Source organism: Pseudomonas sp. LBUM1646 (assembly GCF_059716165.1).
The window spans coordinates 1,161,217-1,185,713 of record NZ_CP166810.1; the positions used below are offsets into that span (position 1 = coordinate 1,161,217).

20 protein-coding genes are annotated in these 24,497 nt (G+C 59.0%); 6 read left to right on the forward strand and 14 right to left on the reverse strand.

Features of this window, described 5'->3' with window-relative positions:
* Positions 1 to 76: 76 nt before the first annotated feature.
* The 13 genes from ACA071_RS05040 to yaaA form a co-directional block, all read right to left on the reverse strand.
* Positions 77 to 1,528: a mannose-1-phosphate guanylyltransferase/mannose-6-phosphate isomerase gene (locus tag ACA071_RS05040; RefSeq protein ID WP_497643395.1), complete on the reverse strand. Its 1,452-nt coding sequence runs from the start codon at positions 1,526 to 1,528 to the stop codon at positions 77 to 79.
* 251 nt (positions 1,529 to 1,779) lie between these two features.
* The gene (locus ACA071_RS05045) at positions 1,780 to 2,433 is read right to left on the reverse strand and encodes an alginate O-acetyltransferase AlgF (RefSeq protein ID WP_497643396.1); all 654 of its coding nucleotides are present in this window, start codon (positions 2,431 to 2,433) and stop codon (positions 1,780 to 1,782) included.
* 17 nt (positions 2,434 to 2,450) lie between these two features.
* Positions 2,451 to 3,626 carry an alginate O-acetyltransferase gene (locus tag ACA071_RS05050; RefSeq protein WP_497643397.1) on the reverse strand — a complete coding sequence of 392 codons (1,176 nt, stop codon included), beginning with the start codon at positions 3,624 to 3,626 and terminating at the stop codon, positions 2,451 to 2,453.
* An 11-nt stretch (positions 3,627 to 3,637) separates the two neighbouring features.
* Positions 3,638 to 5,203 (reverse strand): MBOAT family O-acyltransferase, encoded by a 1,566-nt coding sequence (locus ACA071_RS05055; protein WP_497643398.1) that lies wholly within the window; start codon positions 5,201 to 5,203, stop codon positions 3,638 to 3,640.
* A 192-nt stretch (positions 5,204 to 5,395) separates the two neighbouring features.
* A complete protein-coding gene (locus ACA071_RS05060; protein ID WP_497643399.1) occupies positions 5,396 to 6,529 on the reverse strand; it encodes a mannuronate-specific alginate lyase in 1,134 nt (377 codons plus the stop codon).
* Between the two features lie 11 nt (positions 6,530 to 6,540).
* The gene (locus ACA071_RS05065; protein ID WP_497643400.1) at positions 6,541 to 7,998 is read right to left on the reverse strand and encodes an alginate O-acetyltransferase; all 1,458 of its coding nucleotides are present in this window, start codon (positions 7,996 to 7,998) and stop codon (positions 6,541 to 6,543) included.
* A 10-nt stretch (positions 7,999 to 8,008) separates the two neighbouring features.
* Positions 8,009 to 9,595, reverse strand: coding sequence for a mannuronan 5-epimerase AlgG (gene algG / locus ACA071_RS05070; protein ID WP_497643401.1), 1,587 nt, complete (start codon positions 9,593 to 9,595; stop codon positions 8,009 to 8,011).
* A gap of 26 nt (positions 9,596 to 9,621) precedes the next feature.
* Positions 9,622 to 11,106 (reverse strand): alginate export family protein, encoded by a 1,485-nt coding sequence (locus tag ACA071_RS05075; RefSeq protein ID WP_497643402.1) that lies wholly within the window; start codon positions 11,104 to 11,106, stop codon positions 9,622 to 9,624.
* Positions 11,103 to 12,509 (reverse strand): alginate biosynthesis TPR repeat lipoprotein AlgK, encoded by a 1,407-nt coding sequence (gene algK / locus ACA071_RS05080; protein WP_497643403.1) that lies wholly within the window; start codon positions 12,507 to 12,509, stop codon positions 11,103 to 11,105. Before algK ends, ACA071_RS05075 begins: the two co-directional genes overlap by 4 nt.
* A gap of 9 nt (positions 12,510 to 12,518) precedes the next feature.
* Positions 12,519 to 13,688, reverse strand: coding sequence for a PilZ domain-containing protein (locus tag ACA071_RS05085; protein WP_497643404.1), 1,170 nt, complete (start codon positions 13,686 to 13,688; stop codon positions 12,519 to 12,521).
* Positions 13,689 to 13,724: 36 nt separating this feature from the next.
* A complete protein-coding gene (alg8, locus tag ACA071_RS05090) occupies positions 13,725 to 15,206 on the reverse strand; it encodes a mannuronan synthase (protein ID WP_497643405.1) in 1,482 nt (493 codons plus the stop codon).
* Positions 15,207 to 15,312: 106 nt separating this feature from the next.
* Positions 15,313 to 16,629 carry a nucleotide sugar dehydrogenase gene (locus ACA071_RS05095; RefSeq protein ID WP_497643406.1) on the reverse strand — a complete coding sequence of 439 codons (1,317 nt, stop codon included), beginning with the start codon at positions 16,627 to 16,629 and terminating at the stop codon, positions 15,313 to 15,315.
* Between the two features lie 803 nt (positions 16,630 to 17,432).
* Positions 17,433 to 18,212 (reverse strand): peroxide stress protein YaaA, encoded by a 780-nt coding sequence (gene yaaA / locus ACA071_RS05100; RefSeq protein ID WP_497643407.1) that lies wholly within the window; start codon positions 18,210 to 18,212, stop codon positions 17,433 to 17,435.
* Between the two features lie 259 nt (positions 18,213 to 18,471).
* Between yaaA and ACA071_RS05105 the strand changes: the two genes are divergently transcribed.
* The 6 genes from ACA071_RS05105 (at position 18,472) to ACA071_RS05130 (ending at position 23,730) form a co-directional block, all read left to right on the forward strand.
* Positions 18,472 to 19,596 (forward strand): polysaccharide deacetylase family protein, encoded by a 1,125-nt coding sequence (locus tag ACA071_RS05105; protein WP_497643408.1) that lies wholly within the window; start codon positions 18,472 to 18,474, stop codon positions 19,594 to 19,596.
* 347 nt (positions 19,597 to 19,943) lie between these two features.
* Positions 19,944 to 21,338 (forward strand): PhoH family protein, encoded by a 1,395-nt coding sequence (locus ACA071_RS05110; protein ID WP_497308206.1) that lies wholly within the window; start codon positions 19,944 to 19,946, stop codon positions 21,336 to 21,338.
* Between the two features lie 146 nt (positions 21,339 to 21,484).
* Positions 21,485 to 21,958: a cyclic pyranopterin monophosphate synthase MoaC gene (gene moaC / locus ACA071_RS05115; protein WP_497643409.1), complete on the forward strand. Its 474-nt coding sequence runs from the start codon at positions 21,485 to 21,487 to the stop codon at positions 21,956 to 21,958.
* Positions 21,955 to 22,197, forward strand: a complete 243-nt coding sequence (locus tag ACA071_RS05120; RefSeq protein ID WP_497643410.1) for a MoaD/ThiS family protein — start codon at positions 21,955 to 21,957, stop codon at positions 22,195 to 22,197. The genes moaC and ACA071_RS05120 overlap by 4 nt, the downstream gene beginning before the upstream one ends.
* 2 nt (positions 22,198 to 22,199) lie before the next feature.
* Entirely contained in the window at positions 22,200 to 22,652 is a 453-nt protein-coding gene (moaE, locus tag ACA071_RS05125; RefSeq protein WP_169371503.1) for a molybdopterin synthase catalytic subunit MoaE, read from the forward strand.
* Positions 22,653 to 22,953: 301 nt separating this feature from the next.
* Positions 22,954 to 23,730: an ABC transporter substrate-binding protein gene (locus tag ACA071_RS05130; RefSeq protein WP_497643411.1), complete on the forward strand. Its 777-nt coding sequence runs from the start codon at positions 22,954 to 22,956 to the stop codon at positions 23,728 to 23,730.
* A 75-nt stretch (positions 23,731 to 23,805) separates the two neighbouring features.
* Here the strand turns inward: ACA071_RS05130 and ACA071_RS05135 are convergent, their stop codons facing one another.
* On the reverse strand, positions 23,806 to 24,432 hold the full coding sequence (locus ACA071_RS05135; RefSeq protein WP_497643412.1) for a helix-turn-helix transcriptional regulator: 627 nt from the start codon (positions 24,430 to 24,432) through the stop codon (positions 23,806 to 23,808).
* Between the last annotated feature and the right edge of the window lie 65 nt (positions 24,433 to 24,497).

Genomic DNA, 24,497 nt, shown 5'->3' on the forward strand with positions numbered 1-24,497 from the left:
TAAAAAGCCCCCGACCAACCCACTGCGGATAGGGAACGCAGCGGGCTGGACGGGGGCTTCTGGTGTTACCGGTCAATCACTGCGCGATGGTTTTCACCGACACGCCGCGTTCGATCGGGGTGGAGCGACCGTAGATATCTTCAAACCGCTCGATATCGTCTTCGCCCAGGTAGCTGCCCGATTGCACTTCGATGATCTCAAGTGGAATCTTGCCCGGGTTGCGCAGACGGTGAACCGATGCGATTGGGATGTAGGTCGATTGGTTCTCGCAGAGCAGGAACACGTTCTCGTCGCAGGTCACTTCAGCGGTGCCGCTGACCACGATCCAGTGTTCGGCGCGGTGGTGGTGCATTTGCAGCGACAGGCACGCGCCCGGCTTGACCGAGATGTGCTTGACCTGGAAACGCCCGCCCATGTCCACCGAGTCGTAGGAACCCCACGGACGATAGACTTCGCAATGGTTCTGGGTTTCGCTGCGACCCTGTTCGTTGAGGGTGTTGACCATCTGTTTCACGCCTTGGACCGAGTCCTTGTGGGCGATCATCATGGCGTCCTTGGTTTCGACGACTACGATGTTTTCCAGGCCGATCACCGACACCAGTTTGCCGTTGCCGTGGATCATGCAGTTCTTGCTGTCCTGAATGACCACGTCGCCTTTGGACACGTTGCCGTTGGCGTCTTTTTCATTTACTTCCCACAGCGACGCCCAGCAACCGACATCGCTCCAGCCGGCGGTCAGCGGCACAACGCAGGCGCGCTGGGTTTTTTCCATCACCGCGTAGTCGATGGAATTGTCCGGGCAGCAGGCGAAGGTGGCTTCGTCGAAGGTAATGGTGTCGGCATCTTGCTCGCTGCGCTCGAGAGTCAGCATGCAGGTGTCGTAGATGTCCGGGTCATGCTTTTTCAGCTCTTCGAGGAAGCGGCTGGCGCGGAACAGGAACATGCCGCTGTTCCAGAAATAACCGCCGGACTCAACGTACTCGGTGGCGCGCTTGACGTCGGGTTTCTCGACAAAATGCGAGACGCGGCTGACGCCTTCGGGCAGCAACGAATCATTGGTCGACTTGATGTAGCCATAACCGGTTTCCGGTTTGGTGGCCGGTACGCCGAACAGCACCATTTCGCCGTTTTCCGCAGCGACGGTAGCCAGGGCCAACGCACGTTGCAGGGCTTTCTGGTCTTCCAGCACGTGGTCGGCCGGCAGCACCAGCATCAACTCATCGCGACCTTCATTAACCAGCATCATCGCGGTCAGGGCCACCGCCGGTGCAGTGTTGCGACCGAACGGTTCCATCAGGATGCGCTGCACTTCCAGTTTGCGAGTGCTCAGCTGCTCGTTGACGATGAAGCGGTGGTCTTTGTTGCAGACCACGATCGGGGTGTCCATGCCTTCGAACACCAGGCGTTCCAGGGTTTGCTGGAACAGGGTGTGCTCGCCGGTCAAGGCCAGGAACTGTTTAGGGAACTGTTTACGCGAAAGCGGCCAAAGACGTGAGCCGCTACCACCTGACAAGATTACCGGAATCATGTTGTTACTCCTTAAAATCGATTGGTTAGAGCTACTGCGTTCTGTCGTTTCACTCTTGTTCTTATTCCGTAGCCAGACCGGTTCATGTAGCAGCTGCCGAGCCTGCGAGGCTGCGTTCGGCGGCGGAGCCGTCGTCAATCCAGGCAACGCGATCTCTCTGAAAGACCGCATTGACCGGTTTTACGACGGCTTCGCCGTCGGACGCAGGCTTCGCCAGCTGCTACAAAGGGATCACCGTTCTGACGAATGTGTTAGCGCGTCGAAACCGGGCGTTTTACCCAGACTGGCGACAGGCTGCTGCCTTTGCCGGTGACGTACAGCACGGCCGCTTCACCGCGTTCCAGGGCAACCGGTTTCACTTCGCCGACTTTGGTGGCGCCGTCGTACAGGGCCAGGCTGACTTTCACCGGGTTGATTTCACGCTCGCCACGGCCTTTGGCCGCGACCGACGGAATCACTTCGGTCTTGCCGTCAGCGGTTTTCAGGGTCAGGGCCTTGTCGCTGAGGTTCTGCACGCGGACCAGGGATTTCTGCTTGTTCTTGAACGGCGGCTCTTCGATCAGTTGCGGCGCGCCGCTGGCGTTGTTGACCAGGGTGTAATAGTGGTCACCGGCGAGTTTGACCGGCAGGGTCTGGCTGCCGACCTTGGCGCTGTAGTCGCCGCCCGGCATGAAGCTGAAGTCGCTGCTGCCCAGTGGCGCAACATCGCTCAGGTTGGTGGTGCCGACGGTGGCGCTGACTTCAGCATTACCGGCGTTGTAGACCCGTACGAAGGACGAGCCTTTTGGTGCGGTCGGGCCGTAGAGTGCGGCGTCGCCAGCGAAGGCGGACATCGACAGAACGCTCATGCCTGCAACGAGTGCGAAGGTCTTGGCGAGACGGCGAGGAGTAGTAGTGAAAGTCATGGTAGTACCTCTCTCTTTCAGTTTTGCGCCCGGTCGGGCGTCTCGGATTTAGTGTTTGCGGCTACGTTTTGTTGGCGCACGCCAGCTTCTTTGAGCTCTGCGACCCACTGCGGGTCGGCGTCACCGATTTCGTTGTTCACAGGCAGATAACGTTCAGGAAACTCCCAGATCAGCACCTGTGGCGGGCTGTTCTTGAAAGCATCACTTTTCAGGTAGCTGAGCATCGGCAGAATCGGGCCATGGCCGTCTTCGGCGTAATTGACCACGTCGCTCTTCAGCGCTTGCTTCAGCGCACCGACGAAGTTCCAGTTCGGGTTGGCGCTGTAGCTGGTGCCAATCAGGGCCACCGGCACTTCGTTGTTGGCGAACAGGGCATCGTCAGCGGCGGGCTGGTCGTCAGCCGCCACGGTGTTGCGCTTCTGCAACGGCTCGGTGGCCGGCATCAGGTTTTCGAACAGCGGATCCAGCGGCAGGAACAGTCGCAGGTCGCCTTTGTGGGTGACTTTTTCCGCCGGTGTCGTGACGAACTTTTGCGGTTCGCCGCTGAGCGGGGTTTTCGCGGCAATGGTCTTGGCCAGGGTTTCGGCGGCGATTTGCGCGCCTTCCGGGGTCCAGTGAGTGTCGGTGCGCAGGAACACTTGTTCACCCGCGAGCTTGGCCTGATTGAACGGGCCGAGCAGGTCGGGAGCGAGGATCTTGTCGGCCGCTACACGAGCGTGGAAGTCCTGGTAGAGATTGGCGTGGATGCTCGCCGGTTTCACTTCACCCAGGTGTTCCGGGTACAGGCGAACCTTGGCCGGCACAATCGCCATCACCAGCTTCACGCCTTTGGCTTTCAACTGTTGGCGCACGCCTTCGACCAGCGCGTAGTTGCCTTGCAGGTTCAGCTCTTCGTTGACGATCGGGTTGAACTCTTCATCGCTGTACAACCATTGATCGCGACCGAGCACGACGCCCGGACGACCTTCGTTGAACAGTTTGAAATCCAGCGCGGCCCAGAGGTTGGTGCCCAGGCGCTTGATCGGGAACTCAGCGTCGTAGTGCGTCTCCACAGCTTTGGTCCAGCGGCCATTGAGCACCGTGGTTTCGGCACTGGTGCTGAAACCGAAGAAGCTGCGCGTGGACCACAGGCCCAGGACCAACAGGGTCACCAGGAACAGGGCGATGTAGAGAATGCGTAATGAGCGGGTCATGGTCAGATCCCTCAGAACTGGAAGTAAAGGAACGGCGAGAAGCTTTGCGCCGAGAGTTTGAAAATCGAGGCGATGAACAACACCAGCACCAGCGTGCGCATCACGTAACGCGACCAGTCAGCGGTCCAGTAGGCCGGTTGCACGGTGGCTTCAACGCCAACGGTGTAGCCCGGTTCGTGGATGCTGCCCGGGTTGTCGCCCGGTACGGCTTTGATCATTCCAGGCGTTGCGGTCGCCGGGCCATCGGCCTCGACATTCACCACAGGCTTGGTCTTTTCTGGCGGCAAGTTGGTGTAGAAATCACGGATGCCGAAGAACGCCAGGGTCATGTAAGCCACCACCAGGGTCGCGACTTGCAGGCCGGTGAGGCTGGCCTGGTTGAGTTCCGACAGCGACCATTCGCCGAAGCTGAACATCGCGCCGTACATGCGACCGGCAACGTGCAGGTTTTCCGAGCGGAAGATCACCCAGCCCATCACCACCAGCAGGAAGGTCAGTGCCCAGCGGATCGGGTTGATGCTGCGTGGCGAAGTGTTCAGGCCCAGGGCCTTTTCAATCGCCAGCCACATGCCGTGCCACGCACCCCAAACGATGTAAGTGATGTTCGCGCCGTGCCACAGACCACCGAGCAGCATGGTCAGGAACAGGTTGCGATAGGTCATCAGCGTGCCTTTACGGTTGCCGCCCAGCGTGATGTACAGATAGTCACGCAGCCAGGTGGACAGGCTGATGTGCCAGCGACGCCAGAACTCGGTGATCGACTGGCTGATGTACGGCTGCTTGAAGTTTTCCATGAAGCGGAAACCCATCATCAAGCCCAGGCCGATGGCCATGTCGCTGTAGCCGGAGAAGTCGAAATACAGTTGCGCGGTGTAGGCCAGGGCGCCGAGCCAGGCGTCACCCGTGGTTGGGGCTTGCAAGGCAAAGCAATGGTCAGCCACCACCGCGAGGGTGTCGGCAATGAAGACCTTCTTGATGAAGCCCTGCATGAACCGCGTGGCACCTTCGGAGAACTTGTCGAGGGTGTGGGTGCGGTTGTTGAACTGGTCGGCGAGGTCGCGGAAGCGCAACACGGGACCGGCAATCAAGTGCGGGAAGATCGCGACGAATGCGGCGAAGTCGATCAGGTTGCGGGTCGCCGGGGTGTCACCACGGTAGACGTCGATGATGTAGCTGATGGACTCGAAAATGTAGAACGAGATCCCGATCGGCAACAGCACGTGGGTCAGGATGAACGGCGACAGACCGACCGAGGTCATCATCGTATTGATACTGTCGACGCCGAAGTTGGCGTACTTGAAGTAGCCGAGAATGCACAGGTCGACAGCCACGCCCAGGAGCAACCAGCGCTGGGCCGGTTTGGTCCTGACGCCTGCGGCACCGACTTTGAGGCCGATCCAGTAGTTCCACAGCGTGACGGCCGCGAACAGCGCAAGGAAGTCCACGCGCCACCAGGCATAGAACACATAGCTGGCGAGCAGCAGCAGCAGGTTGCGATAGCGAATCCCGCTCAAGTAATACATGCCGAGAAAGATCGGCAAGAACAAAAACAGGAACACATTGGACGAAAATACCATCCCGATCTCTCCATGTTTAACCAACAGACAAGGGCCAACGGCCCCCCCAAACCCCCCACCGAAAACCGGAGAGCTACGATCGTTCCCACGCTCAGCGTGGGAATGCCTCAATGGACGCTCTGCGTCCGCTTCGGCATGTGACGCTGAGCGTCACGGGATGCATTCCCACGCAGAGCGTGGGAACGATCAAACCTAGGAGCCTTTGTTGCCTTTTTCATTGGCCGGGTCGTAGACCTTGGTCAAGTCACCACCGAGGCGGAAGGTCTTGAACGGCTGCATCTCGTGTTTTTTCTCAAGCACATCCGGCGTGCAGGTGTAGAGCGAGCAGAACGGTTCGAGCCAGGCGAATTTCGAATCGACCTTGAGGTCTTTCATGTCCTGTTCCTTGCCGTTCTTTTTCTCGAACTCTTCCGGATCTTTCACCCCGGAAAGCACTCGATCACCCAGGCGTTTCAGCGCGCCGTTGTTTTCCTGACGCAAATCCACACCGTTGACCAATGCGAAACTGGCGATCATCGACAGTGGCGGCAGGGCGTAGTTGTGATAGGAGAGGGCGCGTTGCTGGCGCTTCAGTTCGTTCGGCAGGAAGCCTTCGGCATCAATCTGATTGGCGCCGACTTTGTATTCCTTCACCGACCAGTCGAACAGGTCGCGACGGTTGGTGGCGATGGACGTTGCCATCACCGACCAGGCGGACCAGTACGAGTGGTTGTTGGTTTTGTCGAGCGGCAGGTTGTCCCAATCGCTGACCACCTGGTCCGCCATTTTGCTGAACCAGGCTTCGATCAACTGCGACTCTTGCTGGTGGTTGGCCAACGGATGCGAGTCGGAGAACTTCAGGCGAATGTACGACGACGCCATGCTGCCCAATGCCCATTTGCGCATCGACTTGCCGGTGTGGTTGAAGTCCTTGGACATCAACGCATCGGCCTTGGCCCACGCGGTCAGCCAGTTGAGCGTGCATTCGAGTTGTTCCGGGCGACCGTCACGCATGTACTGCATCACGCGCTTGCTGGTGCCGCGTTCCAGTTTGGTGATGTCGGCGGTGGTGTCGCGGAAGGCTTTTTCCGACTGCACGTTCAGGGTCGAACGGGCCTTGTCGGAACCTTCGTATTTGCTGCGAAATTGCAGGGCGCCGGTGTAGGGCGTCGGCATCGCGTCACAGCCTTCGCTCTTGTCGCCGGTTTTGACTTTTTCAATCGGCGCGAAGTAGCCCTGGGGCGGACGCAATGGCGCGGCGGCCTGGGTGGCGCCGGCGAACATCGCCAGCGTCAGCAGGGAAGGAGCGAGTAAATTCTTCAAAGTTCGGGTTTGCATGCATGTCATAAGAGGTGGCCTCATTGTCCGGCTTGAGCGGTGCGCTGCTCATTGCCAGGGAACACGTTGCGTTTGCAGATTTTCGCTTCGACTTTTTGTGGCGCGGCGCCTGCTTCAGGGCCCTGGACTTCGACGGCCAGCAGATTTTGCGAGGCCCAGTCTTCGTCCGTGCGCAACTCAAAGGCGAAACGCCCGTCGGTGTCGGAGGTTTCCGGTTTTTCGATCTTGATGTCCTCGTGGCGACCGTTCATGTACCAGAGGGTGGCTTGCAGGACTTTCACCGACGCATCGGCGAACTGGATGTCGACCTGGTGACTGCTGTTTTGCAGGTTCAGGTTCTTGCTGTTGACCATTAATTCGTTTTTGCCCGGCTTCAATGTGGCGCTACCGGTCATTTGTGTTTCCTTGCCTTCGCAACCGTTGTCCAACAGCGCCATCATCTGGCGGTAGATGGTTTCCTGGTCGAGGCGATAGAGCGGCGAGAATTCCCAGATGAGGATTTTCGGTGGCTTCTTCTGGAACTCGTCGCTGCCCAGGTACTGCAGCATCGAACCTTCCAGACCACCGCCGGGGAATGCCACGTTGAGGATGTCGGCGCCGATAGCCTCTTCGAGGAAACCGGCGAAGTTGTAGTTCTTGCCACTGTGGCTGGTGCCGACCAGGGTGATCTCCGGATTGCCGGAATCACTGAACAGATCGCCATCGGCCGCTTCGCCTTTTGGCTCCGTGGTGAACTGATCCATGTACTGGATCGCGTAGCTCGTGCCACAGAGTTGACCGGCCATGTTGTGTAATGTTCCGGTCTTGCCCATGCGGCCCGACTTATGGCTCTCGAATTCGCGTTTCGGCACGTCGGCGAAGGCCGGCATTTGCTTGATTTGCTCACCGACGATTTTCGCCGTGCGCTGGGCGCCATACGGCGTCCAGTGTTGGTCGCCGCGGAAGTAGAAATCGTGGGCCGGCAGGGTATCGGGCAGCGACTCGTTGGTCAGCGGCGACAGGTCCGGCACGGTGTAGCCCATGGCGGCGAAACGCCCGAGCATGGTTTTGTAGTTGCGCAGGGCCTTGTCGAAATCGTACTTGGCCTTGTCTTCCGGGTTGAGCTTGTTGCGGTTCACCAGGCCACGGGTCGGCTGGTAGACGACGACCAGTTCCACGCCTTTGCTCTTGAACGCATCGTGCAGTTCTTTCATGCGTTTGTAGCCGGCCGGGGAGGTGTCGAACTCGGTGCGCAAGTCTTCTTGCGTACGGAACAACCAGTCGCCCTGGGCCTGTACCAGCGTGGTGAAGTTCTGCTGATAACGGGTGGTGTAATTCTTCGCGTCGTGAGCTTCCGGGCACAGGTTGCAGCACGGGTCGGCGCTGAAGCTCGGTGCTTTGACGGCATCGGCATCGTCGGCACGGGCCCCGGCGCTGGCCGCGAGAATCCCGGCGGTCAGGGCCGACAGGCTGAGTAATTTGATCAAGTGTGGGTGCATAAAATTATCCTCAGTCCTGCATTTCGGTCTGGCGTTCGACAGGGTCGATCAGCACGGCTTTCTGCTGGCGCACCAGCAGGTCGAGAATTTCATCCTGGCGCTCGCCAAGAATCCCGTTGAAGCTGATGCCACTGGATTTGGTCGGCGCGAGCATGGACACGCGGTACAACTCGACGCTCAGCGGCGAGTCGATGGCCAGCGGTCCGCTGCCATTGCCGGCCAGTTCGCCGCCGACCACGATCAGCGACACCTGGGCGTCGAACGGGTCGAGCTTGATGTCCCGGTCGGTGTCGCTCAGGTCCTTGATGTGGCCGAAGACACCGGTCAGGCCGTTGGCCATGGCGAGGTTTTCGTACAGGCGAATGTTCACGCTGTTCCGAATCCGGATGCCGTGGCGTTTGTTGCCCATCACCTTGTTGCCCCACAGCAGGTTGTCGCCACTCTCGTAGAGGGTGATGCCGTCGGTGTGGTTCTTGTAGATCTCGTTGTAGGCGATCAGGTTGTTGACGCTGTTACGGTCGATCACCAGGCCCGACAACTTGTTGTCGTAGCTGCGGTTGTTGAAGATGAAGCTGTCGTTGACCTCACGGGAAATGATGATTCCGTGCTTCTTCTTGGTCCCGTGTACGGTGTTGTCCGCGATGATCAGACCGTGGGAACGGTCATGCGGGTCAATGCCGTAGACGATGTTGTCTTTGTAGGTGTTGCCCTTGACCACGAAGTCGCGGGTTTCGTAGCAGTAGAAGCCGTACCACATGTCCGAGAACTCGGAACCGACGATCCAGCCGGTCGGTTCGGAGCGCTTGAGCACCTTGGCCATGTTCGGCGTGTATTGGGAAATACTCACGCCGTAGGACTTACTGTTGGCGTAGCCGAAACTGGCGATCTTGCTGTTGGCGATGTAGGTCTCGGTGCCGCCCCAGGACAGCAGGAACGGACGGAATTCCTTCGGCGTCTTGAACAGCGCCGGGCCATTGTTCTTCTCGCTCCACCCAGTGATTTTGGTGTCACGTACAAACAACTGGCCGTCGTTGACCAGGAACGCACCGGCCTCTTGGGACAGGCGCAATTCCTGGGTCTGTTTGTCGATTTCGAGGATGCCCTTGCGACCGACCACGATCGGCAACTTCGCCAGGTACACACCCGGCGAAGGTTCGCTGATGTACTTCGGTTCTTTCTTGGCCAGGTCCTTGAGGTTCATGTAGCCGTCGTCGACGAAGATCGCCTGCGGGATGCCGTGCTGACGCACCACCCATTCGGCCATCTTGTTGTCGCCGCCGATGAAGTCCTTCAAGGCGTCTTCCTGCATCATCCGGCGCACGCTGACCTTGCCCGGTTTGGTGCGCACGACTTTCGCCGCAATGGCTTCGGCGGTGTAGCCGGAAGTGTCCGGCAGCTTGGGCTTGGCCAGTTCCAGCGGCGCGGTCGGTGCGCTGCTGACGGTGTAGGTCTTGGCTTGCTGCAGCCCCTTGGCCAGGGTACTCGGTTGGCCTTTTTGCACAGGCGCAACCGGCTCCGCACTGGCGAAGGCGACCGAGCTGGCCAGCAGCATCGCGCCGGCCAGCAAAGAGATCGAACCTCTCTTCGGATAGGTCATGTCGGGCACTCCTTTCGCGGCTCGCATCAGAAGCGCCAGATCACGTCGATGAACGCGCGGTGCATGTACGAATCGACTTCTTTGCCGTAGGCATCGCCGGGCTTGAACACACCGCCACGGAAACGCACCAGGGCCGAAGGCTCATCGATCGACTGGCTCAAAGCGGCAGGCAGCAGCCCTTGCTTGAAGTACTTGGTGACCACCAGGTCCATTTCCTGACCGAGGTCTTTGTTGCCATCTTCCAGTGGCAGGGAAGTGCTGGAGAGGATCGCGCCGGTCACATCGTCGGTGTTGTTCTCGACGGCGTTGATGCCGTTGCTGCCCACGGGCTTGTTGCCGTCCACGCGCCAGAACTTGTGGTAGATCAGGCTGGCGTCGTATTCGTCGTTGAGCATCCACGAACCGAACAGGGTCGCGGTTTGCATGTTGTTCATTTCGCCACGGAAGGCCTCGCCGAAACGGTGAACCCGCGAGCGAGTACCGGTGTAGTTCGAGCGGTTGCTTTCCAGGCCGTTCTGTTCGTAATCGGCGCTGGCACGGGCATACGCTGCACCGACTTGCCATTGCGGATCGAGGCGCAGACGCACGCCGACATCAGTGGCCCAGCCGTTGAGGTCTTCACCGGTCTTGGCTTCGGTCGGGCGGGTGCCATCGGCATTCAGCGCGTTGACCGTGTCGGTGTCGCCGCTCATACCGGTGATGCTGCCCCAGTAGTTGACGGTGTTGGTGTTGCGCCAGTTGTAGGCGTCGCTGTCGGCGGTGAGGCCGAGCCAGGTGAGGTCGCCGTTCTGTTTCTTGTCCAGCGAGTCGCTGGCCACGCCCGGTTCCGGGTAGTCGAGCTTGCCGTCATCGTGGGTGTGATGACCGCGAATGCCGACCCAGTTGCCCGGGGTCCACTGATACGCCGCATCGGCGTAAGCGTGCAGGCGATCCTTGTCTTTGGGCGCCAGCTCTTTCAAGTCGGTGCGGTATTCGCTGAAGCGTTCGGCAACACCGGCGTTGGCGCGCAACAGGGTGGTGTCGAAGGTCCAGTTCAGGGCTTCGATGTTGGTGTCGCGCCATTGCCCGTCGTCATTGCGCAGGCGTTGGCGACCGAGCTTGAGCATCTCGCCGGGGTAAGGCGTGAGGCCGCTGTAGCCGACCCAGAACTCGCGCATGGCCAGGTAGTTTTTCTTCGACTTGCGATCACCGTTGTCGGTGGCCTGGGTGGTGTCATCGGCCTGTTGCAAGGTGTCGGTTTCGATGATGTCGGTGGACGTTACCGCCTGACCCATCGCGTAGGCGCTCCACGCGCCGCTTTCACCGTAGACCCATGGACGCAGGTCGAGGCCCAGGCCATTGACGTCGCCGCCCTTGGCCGTACCGAGGTCGGCGTCGTCTTCCGACTGGCCGGTGACTTTCACTTCAAGACCGTAGTTCTTGGCTTCGGTCATCGCAGCCAGGGTCGGACACGACCACAGCAGCGCGAATGTCAGGCCAATACCGGCCTTAACGAATGGATTGAGCTTCATAGTGTTTCCTCGCCGTCTTCTTCTTGCAGGGCATGCAAATCCAGCTTGTTCTGGCTCGAGGAACCACGAACGGCCTGTTCTTGTTTCAACAGGCGTTGGGCCTCGGCGAGCTGGGCAGGCGGCAGTTGGGCTTCGAGTGTTGTCGCAAGCTCATTGGCTTGCGGGGTGTCCTGAGCCTTGGCCAACTGGCTGAAGACGTAAGCGTTGAGCGGGTTGGGCTTGGTGCCCTTGCCTTGGGAAAACAGCTGGGCGATGGCGAAGTCGGCGCTGTTCTGGCCGTTGCGCGCAGCGGTCAGCAGGTGATCCAGGGCTTTCTGCGAATAGACCTTGCCCAGGTAACCACGACGGTAAATCTGGCCGAGGTAGTAATCGGCGGCCACTTCACGGCCAACGGCTTTCTGGAAGTGTTCTTCGGCGACCTTGGCGTCGGCCGGCACCCATTTGCCTTCGTAGTAGAGCTTGCCCAGCAACAGTTCAGCGCGGGGTTGATCCGCGGCGCGACCGTTGTCCAGGTACTTCATCATCGTGTCGACGTCGCCCAGTTCCGGGAAGTCGTAGAGCAATTGCGCCAGGCTGACCCAGGAAGCGGGGTAGCCAGGGGCGATGCCTTCGAGCAGCGACTGCGCGGTTTTCTCGTCGGTCTTGCCCAGGGTCGCATCGCCCAGCACACGAGCCACACTGTCGACGCGTTGAGCGGAAACGGTGCCGCGAGCGTGAGCGGCTTGCATCTGCTTGATCAGCTCGGCGGTTTGTTCTGGCTTGGCTTGTTTCTGATAGACCGTGGCCAGTTCGACGTAGCAGATGTCGGTGGTGTTCAACGCGGCTTTGCAGATGGTTTCCACTTCGTCCAGGTGCTGGTCGTAAGTGCCTTGGGTGCGATACAGCAGCACTTGGGCCAGGCCTGCTTCCGGTTTGCCTTCGGCGCGCCATTGGCTGATCTGCTGCTGGGCGTTGACGTTCGGGAAACTGTGCGGGTATTGCAGGTACAGCATCGCCAGCGGGATCAGGGTGTTGCCTTCGCCATTGGCCCCGGCTTTTTTCAACAGGCCTTCGGCTTCGTGCTGTTCGGCTTCGGTGGAACCGGGCTTGGCCACCAGCAGGCGACCCAGGCGAGCCTGAGCCCGCGGCGAGACGTCGACCGCGGCGCGGTAAGTCGCCTCGGCCTGTTTCATCTGCGCCGGGTCACGGCTGTCGACCTGGATATCGGCGAGGCCAACCTGTGCTTCGCTGTAGCCCAGGTCTGCCAGTTGCTGGTAGTTCTGCTGAGCCAGCGCGGTGTCGCCGCGCTTGAGCGCTTCGTTCGCCAGGCGTTGGTCGGGCAGGCCGGCGCAACCGGCCAGGGCAATTGCCATGGCCAGAGTCAGCGGGACCGGCAGGATTCTGAGTGGGCTCGTCACAGGCATGTCCTCTGCTTAAATACCGGCGGCCATGGCTTTGTCGATCAGCCAGTTCAGGTTCGGGCCACGATTGCTGTTCACTTCCACCGGGCGACCGGCGAAGGTGGTGTCCAGCGGCTCGTCAGGCTTGATCTGTACGCGGATGTCGGAAGACAGGTCGGCACTTTTCAGGCTGGTGCTGCTGACGATCTTGCCGGTGCGGGTCTTGTCTTCGCCGGCGATTTCGAAAGTCACTGGCGCGCCTGGACGTACGTCGGCGAACTGGCGATAGGTGAAGCGCGCGTCGATGTTGGCTTCGCTGTTACGCGGCACCAGATTGAAGATCACATCGCCTTTGCTGGCGTACTGACCGTTGGCAACCAGTTGCTGGGCCACGGTGCAATCGCACGGCGAGGTCAGGGTGCCAGTCATTTGCTTGCCGAACAGTTCTTCAACCTTGGCCGGTTGCAGCTGGTCTTCGTCCAGATGGCCCTTGAGGACATCGAGCATGCTGGTGCTGAAGGTCGCCAACGGCGCGCCTTTGGCGGCAACGCCGTCGCTTTTGATCAGGCTCTGCACGGTGCCGTCGCGGGGCATGGTGATGTTCATGCCCGGTACGCTGACGATGCCGGCCTGGGCGTGGCTGACGAAGTACATGCCGTACACCGACTTGAAGATGAAACCGAAGGCGGCGAGGCCAACCAGGAAAATCGCGAAGCTGAAGGTCACTGCACGCAGACGTCCGAACGGGGTCATGCCGTGGCCGCCATCCTTGACCTTGCGCGCCTTGGTGAAGTTGTCGCGCTGCAGGGTCGCCAGCACTTCACCCATGCTGACGATGTCGCCGGCCAGGTGAGAGGTGATCAAGTGACGCAGGGTCGAGATGTCTTGCGATTCCAGGTTCTGGAACTGGCAGCCGACGCGCCCGGTCTGGCGATCGAAGGAGCGGATCTGCAACTCCACGTCCATGGCCAGGCCGAGGTTATCGATGACGAATTGCAGGCGAGCCTTGTACACCTCGCCGACTTTCAGCGGCAGCTGACCGGCGTTGAACGCCAGACCGCCAGCGGACAGGTCGATGACCCGGGCGTCTACCGGAGTCCGGTCGGGGCCGAAGAACCGCAGCTTGGCCGGGATTTTCACTCGGGCATGTTGGCGCTGGGCTTCGGATTCGTGCACTACGTTGGCGTTGACGGCGGTATTCATAGGGGCAATGTCCTGGTTAATTCAATAAGGGGGCGGTCAGACCATCATCAGCAGCACGGCGACGAAAACGCTGCCGGCGGAGAAGGTCATGGTCCGAGACGACCAGGTGTTGAACCAACGTTGAAAGCTGGCGAGATCACGGGTCAATTTGGTGTCCTGGCGAGTCCAGGATTGTTGGTCGAGGCGGAAGAACACGTAGATCTTCACCAGCGCGCCGACGATCTGGTTGTAATAGAGAATCATCGGGTAGGCCGGGCCGATCCGGTGACCGGAGCACGACAGCAGCAAGGTCAGGATCAGGCGGGTGATGCCGATCCACAGCAGGTACGCGAGGATGAACGCAGCGCCGTACTTGAAGCTGGCGATGATCGCCACCGTCAGGCCGAGCAGGGAGGTCCACATCGACACACGCTGGTCGAACAGCACCACCGAGGTGAACAGGCCAAGGCGTTTCATCCCCAGGCCCAGGGCGCGGGAGTTCTGGCGCAGGTTGTTGCCGTACCAGCGGAACATCAGTTTGCGGCTGGCTTTGATGAAGCTTTTTTCCGGCGGGTGTTCCACGGTGTGGATCGCCGCGTCCGGAACGTAGAAGGTGTCGTAGCCCAGGCGCATCAGGCTGAACCAGCTCGACTTGTCGTCACCGGTCAGGAACTTGAAGCGGCCCAGGCGCCAGTGTTGCAGCGAGTCGCTTTCCACGTCGGCGATGAAGTCCGGGTCGGTCACGACCGTGGCGCGGAACACCGACATCCGACCGGTCATGGTCAGTACGCGCTTGGACAAGGCCATCGAGCACATGTTGATGTGGCGTTGGGCGAAGCGCAGTTTGTGCCATTCGGCCATGACGTAGCCGCCGCGCACTTCGCAGAACTCGTTGGTGGTCAGGCCGCCGACATTGCCGAACAGCTGGAACCACGGCACGGTCTTGAGCACGACGCCCGGGGCGAGCACGGTGTCGCCATCGATCACTGCAACCACGGCGCGGTCGTCCGGCAAGTGGCGGGAGATGGCGCGGAAACCGTAGGCCAGGCCATCGCGCTTGCCGGTGCCGGGAATACGCACGAAGTCGAGCTTGACTCGATCCGGCGGGTTCATCCGGGACCAGAGGCTCTTGACCAGCTTCTCATCGGACATTTCCACGATGGAGCAGACCATGGTGGTCGGCAGGCCGCAGTCGATCGCTTCGCGAATCACCGAGGCGTAGACCTGGGCGGTGGTCAGGGCGTCGATGCGAAAACTGGTGACCATCAGGTACACATGGGACGGGTCTGCCGCTTTACCCAGCTTGCGCACTTTGCGCCGCAGGTGCGGGTAGACCACGTACAGGAACAGCATGCCGCGCAGAAAGTGCGTGGCACCCATCGAATAACGCCAGATCCCGATGAAACCGATCAGGAAAATAAAATCCTTCGAGTCGGAGTCGAACGTGGACGAAGGCAACGCCATGGCGATGCCCATCAATAAACTTAGGTAAAACAGCCAACCGGCGGCCTGTAGTAGGCCGTGCTTTAGCCTGTGCATAATCTGCATCCGTCTCTATCTCGGGCGAGCCTGTTGGGTGGCCCGATGGGGTTAAGGCAGGCGAAAGTCCGGCCGGAGGTTCAAATCCCCCGGCCGGAAAATTGACTTACCAGCAGATGCCTTCTGTGCGGCCGCTTACGCTGGTGGCTTTGGACATGAAGCCGACCAGGTCAACCACTTGCTTGCCGTGTGGAGCCTGTTCCGCCAGGGCGCGGAATTTCTCGTCACGGTTGCCGAGGATGATCACGTCGGAGTTGTTGATCACTTCGTCGAAGTCGGAGTTGAGCAGGGACGAAACGTGCGGGATCTTCGACTCGATGTAATCCTTGTTCGCACCGTGGACACGGGCGTACTCGACGTTGCTGTCGTAGATGCTCAGGTCGTAACCCTTGCCGATCAGCATTTCCGCCAGATCCACCAACGGACTTTCGCGCAGGTCATCGGTGCCGGCCTTGAAGCTCAGGCCCAGCAGGGCGACTTTGCGTTTGTCGTGGCTGGAGACGATGTCGAAAGCGTTCTGCACTTGCGACACGTTGCTGCGCATCAGCGAGTTGAGCAGCGGCGCATCGACGTCCAGGGAACCGGCACGGAAGGTCAGGGCGCGGACATCTTTCGGCAGGCAGGAGCCGCCGAACGCGAAGCCTGGACGCATGTAGTACTGCGACAGGTTCAGGGTTTTGTCCTGGCAGACCACTTCCATCACTTCGCGACCGTCGACGCCGACAGCCTTGGCGATGTTGCCGATCTCGTTGGCGAAGGTCACCTTGGTGGCGTGCCACACGTTGCAGGTGTACTTGATCATCTCGGCGACAGCGATGTCCTTGCGGATGATCGGTGCGTCGAGTTCTTCGTACAGGGCTTGCAGCACGTCGCCGCTGGCCTTGTCGAATTCGCCGATGACGGTCATCGGTGGCAGGTCGTAGTCGGCGATCGCAGTGCTTTCACGCAGGAACTCAGGGTTGACCGCAACGCCGAAGTCGACGCCGGCTTTCTTGCCGGAGCAGTCTTCGAGAATCGGGATGACAACGTTTGCGACCGTGCCCGGCAATACGGTGCTGCGAACCACGATGGTGTGGCGGGTGGTCTTGTCACGCAGGACAAAACCGATCTCGCGGCACACAGCTTCGATGTAGTTCAGTTCCAGGTCGCCGTTCTTCTTGCTCGGCGTACCGACGCAGATCATCGACAGGTCGGTGTCGCGAATCGCCTCGGCGAAGTTGGTCGTGCCGCGCAGTTTGCCCGTCTCGATACCCTTCTGCAGAAGCTCGCCCAGACCCGGTTCAACGATCGGCGATTTGCCGGCGTTGATCATATCGATCTTGTCTTTGGCAACATCGACGCCAATGACGTCATGGCCACGTGCAGACAGGCAACCGGCACATACTGCACCGACGTAACCCAAACCAAATATGCTGATGCGCATCGCATTTACCTCTGTAATTATCAAGCCATTAGATGGCCGGAGTTAATGGTGTTCAGCGGTCGTAGTGCACTCGCAAGTGCAGCCTTACAGGCGCCACAATGCAGCGTGCAGGCATACTAAGTTCCGAGTGACTAAATAAGTGCACTCAAGATGTGCGCAACTAGGCCTTATTATTGTGATGTGCCCTGTTATGCATCCAATCCCCTGTTCAGAGGATGTTCGTGCAAAAGTCTTGCGCGCTCAATGCCAGGTCGAAAGCCCGTAAATCAAGCGGTTGGGTGCTCAGGTGAGCACGTTTATAGGGGCGCTGCCTTGGCCGTGTAGGGGATAATAATGGTGCGTATCTCCTGTCCTATATGTGTTGCTCAAATAAGAGGCCATTAAGCGGAAGTTAGTGTGACAACTTGGCTACATGAATCTCGTCTCTGCGTAAGTTATCTCCTACACGCTCAAGGAGAATCGTTACCGGTGGTATGAGCGACGCATTTGGACATAGTTCCTGTCCGCCCATCGCGAATCCTGAAATTTCTTGAAATATTGAATAAGATGGCACTGCTTTCAAATTGATAGCACTTACGGTTTGGCCCTTTATATATAGGGTAATAATCTAATTGGATGTGTATGTGCCACTACCGATAAAAATTTTCGGTGCCACTACTGAAAAAAATGACGATTGTCGAGTGAAACTAAAGTTAGAAATTGGAGTGATGTATTTTTGGCGCCGGCTAAATGGCGAAATGGGCGGGGATTGTTAGACGATTAAGCAGTGCGCACGACCAACGGTCGTGCGCCGAATGAGTGCGTTACTCGGGAGCGTGATCGCGCAGGAAAACCAGATTGTCCGGTTTGGACTGTTCGGCGCTGTAGCGATAACCCTGGATGTCGAACTGCTTGAGGGCTGCCGGGTCGTTGATGCGCTCTTCGATGACGAAACGGCTCATCATCCCGCGGGCTTTTTTCGCGTAGAAGCTGATGATCTTGTACTGGCCGTTCTTCAGATCCTTGAAGTCGGTATTAATGATGCGCGCGTTCAAGGCGTTGCGTTTGACCGCCGAGAAGTACTCGTTGGAAGCCAGGTTCAGCAGTACGTCGTCGCCTTGATCGGCCAGCGCTTCGTTCAGCCATTCGCTGATCCGCGTGCCCCAGAAGGCGTACAGGTCTTTGCCACGGCCATTGGCCAGTTTGGTGCCCATCTCTAGTCGATAGGGCTGCATCAGGTCCAATGGGCGCAGCAGTCCATAGAGGCCGGACAGCATGCGCAAATGCTGCTGGGCGTAATCGAAGTCGGCTTCGCTGAAGGTTTGCGCGTTCAAGCCGGTATACACGTCGCCCTTGAAAGCCAGCAGCGCCTGCTTGGCGTTTTCCGGGGTGAAGGCGGGCGTCCAGCTGCCGAAACGCGCGGCGTTGAGCCCGCCGATCTTGTCGGAGACGTGCATTAACTCGCTGATCTGTGCCGGCGTAAGGTCGCGCAACTGCATGATCAGCTCCTGGGAATGGTCCAGGTATTGCGGCTGGGTAAAGCGTTGGGTCGCCGGCGGTGTTTCGTAATCGAGGGTCTTGGCGGGGGAAATCACCATCAGCATGAAGTCGTCTCCTTTAATCGTGGGGGCGATTCTAGGGGGTTGTCCGTGTTGACTCCAGCTATCACGTCCATAGGTGATCGGTGGTTTGCGCAGATGATCGTTCTCACGCTCTGCGTGGGAATGCGGCCAGTGACGCCCCGCGTCACCGCCAAAGCGGACGCGGAGCGTTCGGGGAGGCGTTACCACGCAGAGCGTGGGAACGATCATGTCGGCGGGATCAGCTATAGTGCCGCGCGGGTTTTGTTATGGAGACATCCCTTTGCGTATCGTTTTTTTATTCTCGGCCTGGCTCTTGAGCTTCGGTGCCCTGGCGGCACCCGGTGATGTGGCGACGCTGGATCGCAGCACTTGGCCGGAACAACTCACCAGCCCAACCCTGTTCGACGTCGCATCACGCGCCGAAATCCTCATGTTTGCCCGGGTGCTGCTGGCCAGCGAATCCCTGAATGAAGTGGGCCTGGCCCAACGCCTGGGCCTGCGCACCATCAATCTTGAGTCGGTCAACGCCCTGCGCGGGCGCCTGTGGCAGCGCTTGCTGACCAACTACAATTTCGCCCAGCAGAGCTGCGATCAGGATGCGTCGTTCTGTTTCCTGGTCGAAGACCTCCCGACCCTGCGCGAGCAAGCGGCCAAGTTCCAGGTCAGTGACGACAGCTTCTATACCAAGTGGTCCGAGCCGAGCCGTTTGTTTCACGCCCAGTACCTGGACGAGCAATTGCGCAAGGCCGCTCTGTTTCCGCAAACCAGCAGTGAAGTCGATCGTTTTGGCGACTACGAGCGCAATGGCGACGAGATGCATGACCGGTTGTTTTTGCTGACGTTCGACAGCGCCGCCAATGCCGTGCCAGACAACACCGCATGGGTGACCGAGTACCTGCGCAAGTCGAACATGAACGGCACGTTCTTCGTGCTCGGCAAGGACATCCAGGCGCGTCTGGCCGAACGTTCGGTGGCCGGGCTGCAAACGATGTATTCACAGCAGTGCATTGGCGTGCAGGGCTGGGAGTTCCGCTCCCACAGCCATTGGCAAGACTGGCAGGACTCGGTGCGGCGTAGCGCCGATCTGGTCAAAACCAAATTGCCGGAGAACTACGTGCCGCTGTTTCGCCCGCCCGATGGTCAGCGTCGTTCCGATGCGCAGGGCTTCTTTGAGTCCCAGGGTTTGCAGGTGGCCTTGTGGGACATCGATCCCCAGGACGGCGCCGGCAAGCTCAAGGGCCCACAAAGCGCGCAACGAGTGCTGACCCTGATGCTTTTATGGCGCCACGGTGTGATCAATTTCAATGTGAAGCAGGATGCGGTGAAAACGTCGATGCCCTGGCTGATCGCGCAAACGGCGCAAAGCGGGATCGGTTGGGAAGACTGTCAGGAGGCGTTTCGCTGAAATCGTGAAAAGCCCGCAATCATTGGGGCAGAGGGCTGGGCGGGGTGATTTTGAGAGGGATTTCGATGCAGGCGGACTTCCGACTTTAACGGCACAATGCCTGCACGCCAAGGGCTATTCGTCACTCTGAAAAATAAACTTCAAAAAAACGTCAAAGTGCTTTTTTCTGTCATGGGTTTTGGAGTATTACGAAGACAGACCGCCGAAACCTGCAACACAGGTGGCGTCTTCCAAGACCCTACTTGTTCGCAGTTCACTTGAGTCCCAACAGGTGAGTTCGGTGGCCACTTCGAGGCGCAGCACTGTCACGGTATTGCGTCGAATGGCTCCCACAAAGGTGACCGAGTATGGATGATCACGGACGTAGTTCTTCTTCCAACCAGCCAATCCTTTATGTACTCGATACCAACGTATTGATTCACGATCCAAACGCCCTGCTTAACTTCGAAGAACACCACGTTGCGATCCCGATGACCGTGCTTGAGGAGCTGGATAAGCTCAAGAGCGGGCATCACAGCGTTGCGGCCGAATGCCGTCAGGCGATCCGCCTGATCGACAAGACCCTGGGCGATGCCAGCCCCGAAGACGTCGAACTCGGTGTGCCGATCCAGCGCGGCAAGAGTGGGCCCAAGGGTTTGCTGTCAATTCTGATGAGCAAGCGCGCCGAGCCGAACATCATTCTGCCCGAGCACCTGAACGACAACATCATCATCAACCAGTTGATCGACCTGCACGCGCGCGAACCAAAGCTGCCTGTGGTGCTGGTCACCAAAGACATCAACATGCGCCTCAAGGCCCGGGCGTGCGGGATCGCGGCCGAGGACTACAGCACCGACCAACTGGTCGACGACGTATCGCTGCTGCCTAACGGCTATCACAACATGACCGGCTCCTTTTGGGACCTCGTGAGCAAGGTCGAAACCCGTCAGGATCATGGCCGGACCTGGCACCAGGTGAAGTTGATCGACAACTTGCCGGCGGTGCACATCAATGAATTCATCATCGACGAACAAGGGTTTGTCGGCTGGATCAAGGAGATCGAGGAAGACCGTCTGCTGATTCTCGACCTGCATCAGGAGCCCCTGTTGCACCAGGAAGCCTGGGGTCTGAAACCGCGTGACATCTATCAAAGCCTGGCGCTGTATGCCTTGCTTGATCCGGACATCCACCTGGTCAACCTGACCGGTGCTGCCGGTTCCGGTAAAACCATCCTGGCCTTGGCCGCAGCGATTGAGCAGACCATGGTCAGCAAACGCTATCGCCGCATTATTGCGACTCGTAGCGTGCAGGGCCTGGACCAGGAAATCGGTTTCCTGCCCGGCACTGAAGCGGAAAAAATGGAGCCTTGGCTGGGCGCCATCACCGATAACCTCGAAGCCTTGCACATGGATGACGAAAACACCCATGGCAGCGTCGACTACATCCTCAGCAAAGTGCCGTTGCAGTTCAAATCCCTCAACTACATTCGAGGCCGAAGCTTCCAGCAGAGTCTGATTTTGATCGATGAATGCCAGAACCTCACGCCGCACCAGATGAAAACCATCATCACCCGTGCCGGCGCCGGTTCCAAAGTGGTGTGCCTGGGCAACCTGGCGCAGATCGACACCCCTTACCTGTCCGCAACCAGTTCCGGGCTGACCTACCTGACCGAACGCTTCAAGGATTTCCCGAACGGTGTACACATCACCCTGCAAGGGGTGCCACGTTCGATCCTGGCCGAATACGCCGAATCGCATCTGTAACCGCTTGACCCGAACCGGGCGGCCCAACAGCCGCCCGGTTTTTTATGCCTGGCAAAATCTCCCGTGGGCGTGTCGATACGATAATCAAACGTGCGGAAAATTGACCCGCAGGTTTACAATCGACGCTCCTGATCAGGAGTAACCCTGTGCTGACTCATCTCGATTCCCAAGGTCGCGCCAACATGGTCGACGTCACCGAAAAAGCCGTGACGTTCCGTGAAGCGACCGCCCAAGCGCTGGTGCGCATGCAGCCCGAAACCCTGCAAATGATCGTCAGCGGCGGTCACCCGAAGGGTGATGTGTTCGCCGTGGCGCGCATTGCCGGCATCCAGGCGGCGAAGAAAACCAGCGATCTGATTCCCCTGTGCCATCCGCTGATGCTCACCGGCGTCAAGGTCGAACTCAGTGCCGAAGGCGACGACACCGTGCGCATTGTCGCGCGCTGCAAGTTGTCCGGGCAGACCGGCGTCGAGATGGAAGCCCTGACCGCCGCCAGCGTCGCTGCGCTGACCATCTACGACATGTGCAAGGCCGTGGACCGTGGCATGACCATCGAAAACGTGCGGCTACTGGAGAAAGTCGGTGGCAAGAGCGGTCATTTCCAGGCAGACCCGTCATGAACGTTACGGTGAAGTTTTTCGCCCGTTACCGTGAAGCGCTGGGCGTGGACTCGGTCAAGATTGAAGGCGATTTCGCCACGGTAGATGACGTGCGGGCGTTGCTGGCCTTGCGCGACGGTGCTGAGGTGTTGAGCGAGCAGAATCTGATGTGCGCCCGCAATGAAGACCTTTGCCAACTCGACGAGCCGGTGGTCGATGGCGATGAAGTGGCGTTTTTTCCGACCGTGACCGGGGGCTGATCATGGCGATTCGGGTGCAGTCCACGGCGTTCGATCCGGGCGCTGAAGTCAACGCCATGCACGCTGCCAATGTCGGCGTCGGCGCGGTGGTGAGTTTTGTCGGCTATGTGCGCGACTTCAATGACGGGCTCGATGTCGCGGGGATGTTTCTCGAGCATTATCCGGGCATGACCGAAAAAGCCCTGGGCAAGATTGCCACGGAGGCCGAACAGCGCTGGCCGCTGCTCAAGCTGGAAGTGTTGCACCGCATCGGCGCCCTGGAGCCGGGCGAGCCGATCGTCTTCGTCGGCGCGGCCAGCGCCCACCGCCAGGCCGCGTTCGATGCCTGCGCCTTTGTCATGGACTATCTGAAAACCCGCGCGCCGTTCTGGAAGAAAGAAAACACCAGTGATGGACCGCGTTGGGTGGAAGGGCGGGACAGTGATCATGCGGCGGCGGATCGCTGGAAGAAATAATTCGCCAGCCTGATCGTTCCCTCGCTCTGCGTGGGAATGCTGCCCGGGACGCTCTGCGTCCCTGCTTCTGATGTGACGCAGAGCGTCACGAGATGCATTCCCACGCAGAGCGTGGGAATGATCAACACCTCAAATCCCCCTGATTCTCCTCCTGACCAGAGGCATGGCAGATCCTTGCGCGCCCGATTGACGATTTATACATAAAAGTCCAGTATGGAATTATAAGTACAAAAAAGGTCTTCGCCCGTTTCTGCTCTTTCTTCTGTCTTGCCAAACCAACAACAACCGCGAGAAAACGAACATGAAGAAATTCCCCCTCATCACCGGTCTGGCCCTGAGCCTGTTGGCGTGCAGCACACTGTTTGCCGCCGAAAAAACCCTGCGCATTGGCATTGAAGCGGCGTATCCGCCGTTCGCGTCCAAAACCGATAAAGGTGAGATCGTCGGTTTCGACTACGACATCGGCAATGCCCTGTGCGCGCAGATGAAGGTCAAGTGCACTTGGGTCGAAGGTGAATTCGACGGTCTGATTCCTTCCCTGAAAGTGAAGAAAATCGACATGGCGCTGTCGTCCATGACCATCAATGAAGACCGCAAGAAGTCGGTGGATTTCACCCACAAGTACTACTTCACTTCATCGCGTCTGGTGATGAAGGATGGCGCGGTGGTGGATGACCAGTACGCCAGCCTCAAGGGCAAGAACGTCGGTGTGCAACGGGCGACCACCACCGACCGTTTCGCCACCGAGGTTTTCGAACCCAAGGGCATCAACGTCAAGCGTTACAGCAACAACGAAGAGATCTACATGGACCTGGCCGCTGGCCGTCTCGATGCGATTTTTGCTGACACCATCCCGCTCAATGACTTCCTGTCGATGCCGCGCGGCAAAGGCTACGCGTTTGTCGGGCCGGAGCTCAAGGACCCGAAATACGTGGGCGAGGGCGCCGGGATTGCTGTGCGCAAAGGTAATGCCGAGTTGGTCAGTGAGCTGAACACGGCCATCGATGGCATTCGCGCGAATGGCGAATATCAGAAGATTTCCGACAAGTACTTCAAGTCCGACATCTACGGCGACTGATCGAAAAAGATCGCAGGCTCCTACTTTGGAATGCATTCCCCTGTAGGAGCTGCCGAAGGCTGTGATCTTTTGATCTTAGCCCTTCAATTCCTTCAAATGCTTGTACACCGTCGCCCGCCCCATGTTCAGTACATTGGCCACATAGTTCGAAGCGCTTTTGCCCTTGAATGCGCCTTCGGCGTGCAGCGCCAGCACCAACTCGCGCTTGTGGTCACGGGTCAGCACATTCAGGCTCAACTGACGTTCCCGCAGCCACGCATGCAGGAAGGTGTTGATCCGCTCCTGCCAGTCATCGCGAAACAGTGAATCCGGTTGCGGGATCAACTTGGTCGGCGACAGGAACAGATCCAGCGCAGCCTTGGCATTTTCGAACAGCGAAATATTCAGGTTGATGCACAGCACCGCCAGTGGATGGCCGTCGCTGTCGCGCAGCACGCTGCTGAGGCTGCGAATCTTCTGGCCGTCCCAATTGAGCTTTTCGTACGGCCCGATGTTTCGTTCGCTGACATCCTCACTGAGCATGTCCTCCAGCGCCGAGTCATCGCCGATTTCCCGTTTCGACAGGTTGTTGGCGATGTAATCGACTTTTTGCGTACGCAGATCGTGCAGCACCACCTCGGCGTGAGGAAAGAACAGCGTGGCGATGGCATCGGCGATCGCCCGGAAGTTGTCCAGGGCCAGGTCTTGTTCAGGTGCATTCATACAGGGAGCTCCAGGCAACGTCAGCGCCCCATCAAGCAGGGCGCTGGAAGTTTGCCGCAATCGGG

Excerpts from the sequence above, each read along its gene's own strand:
- ACA071_RS05040 (WP_497643395.1), bottom strand. The coding sequence starts at position 1,528 with ATGATTCCGGTAATCTTGTCAGGTGGTAGCGGCTCACGTCTTTGGCCG.
- ACA071_RS05045 (WP_497643396.1), bottom strand. The coding sequence starts at position 2,433 with ATGACTTTCACTACTACTCCTCGCCGTCTCGCCAAGACCTTCGCACTC.
- ACA071_RS05050 (WP_497643397.1), bottom strand. The coding sequence starts at position 3,626 with ATGACCCGCTCATTACGCATTCTCTACATCGCCCTGTTCCTGGTGACC.
- ACA071_RS05055 (WP_497643398.1), bottom strand. The coding sequence starts at position 5,203 with ATGGTATTTTCGTCCAATGTGTTCCTGTTTTTGTTCTTGCCGATCTTT.
- ACA071_RS05060 (WP_497643399.1), bottom strand. The coding sequence starts at position 6,529 with ATGACATGCATGCAAACCCGAACTTTGAAGAATTTACTCGCTCCTTCC.
- ACA071_RS05065 (WP_497643400.1), bottom strand. The coding sequence starts at position 7,998 with ATGCACCCACACTTGATCAAATTACTCAGCCTGTCGGCCCTGACCGCC.
- algG (WP_497643401.1), bottom strand. The coding sequence starts at position 9,595 with ATGACCTATCCGAAGAGAGGTTCGATCTCTTTGCTGGCCGGCGCGATG.
- ACA071_RS05075 (WP_497643402.1), bottom strand. The coding sequence starts at position 11,106 with ATGAAGCTCAATCCATTCGTTAAGGCCGGTATTGGCCTGACATTCGCG.
- algK (WP_497643403.1), bottom strand. The coding sequence starts at position 12,509 with ATGCCTGTGACGAGCCCACTCAGAATCCTGCCGGTCCCGCTGACTCTG.
- ACA071_RS05085 (WP_497643404.1), bottom strand. The coding sequence starts at position 13,688 with ATGAATACCGCCGTCAACGCCAACGTAGTGCACGAATCCGAAGCCCAG.
- alg8 (WP_497643405.1), bottom strand. The coding sequence starts at position 15,206 with ATGCACAGGCTAAAGCACGGCCTACTACAGGCCGCCGGTTGGCTGTTT.
- ACA071_RS05095 (WP_497643406.1), bottom strand. The coding sequence starts at position 16,629 with ATGCGCATCAGCATATTTGGTTTGGGTTACGTCGGTGCAGTATGTGCC.
- yaaA (WP_497643407.1), bottom strand. The coding sequence starts at position 18,212 with ATGCTGATGGTGATTTCCCCCGCCAAGACCCTCGATTACGAAACACCG.
- ACA071_RS05110 (WP_497308206.1), top strand. The coding sequence starts at position 19,944 with ATGGATGATCACGGACGTAGTTCTTCTTCCAACCAGCCAATCCTTTAT.
- ACA071_RS05120 (WP_497643410.1), top strand. The coding sequence starts at position 21,955 with ATGAACGTTACGGTGAAGTTTTTCGCCCGTTACCGTGAAGCGCTGGGC.
- moaE (WP_169371503.1), top strand. The coding sequence starts at position 22,200 with ATGGCGATTCGGGTGCAGTCCACGGCGTTCGATCCGGGCGCTGAAGTC.
- ACA071_RS05130 (WP_497643411.1), top strand. The coding sequence starts at position 22,954 with ATGAAGAAATTCCCCCTCATCACCGGTCTGGCCCTGAGCCTGTTGGCG.
- ACA071_RS05135 (WP_497643412.1), bottom strand. The coding sequence starts at position 24,432 with ATGAATGCACCTGAACAAGACCTGGCCCTGGACAACTTCCGGGCGATC.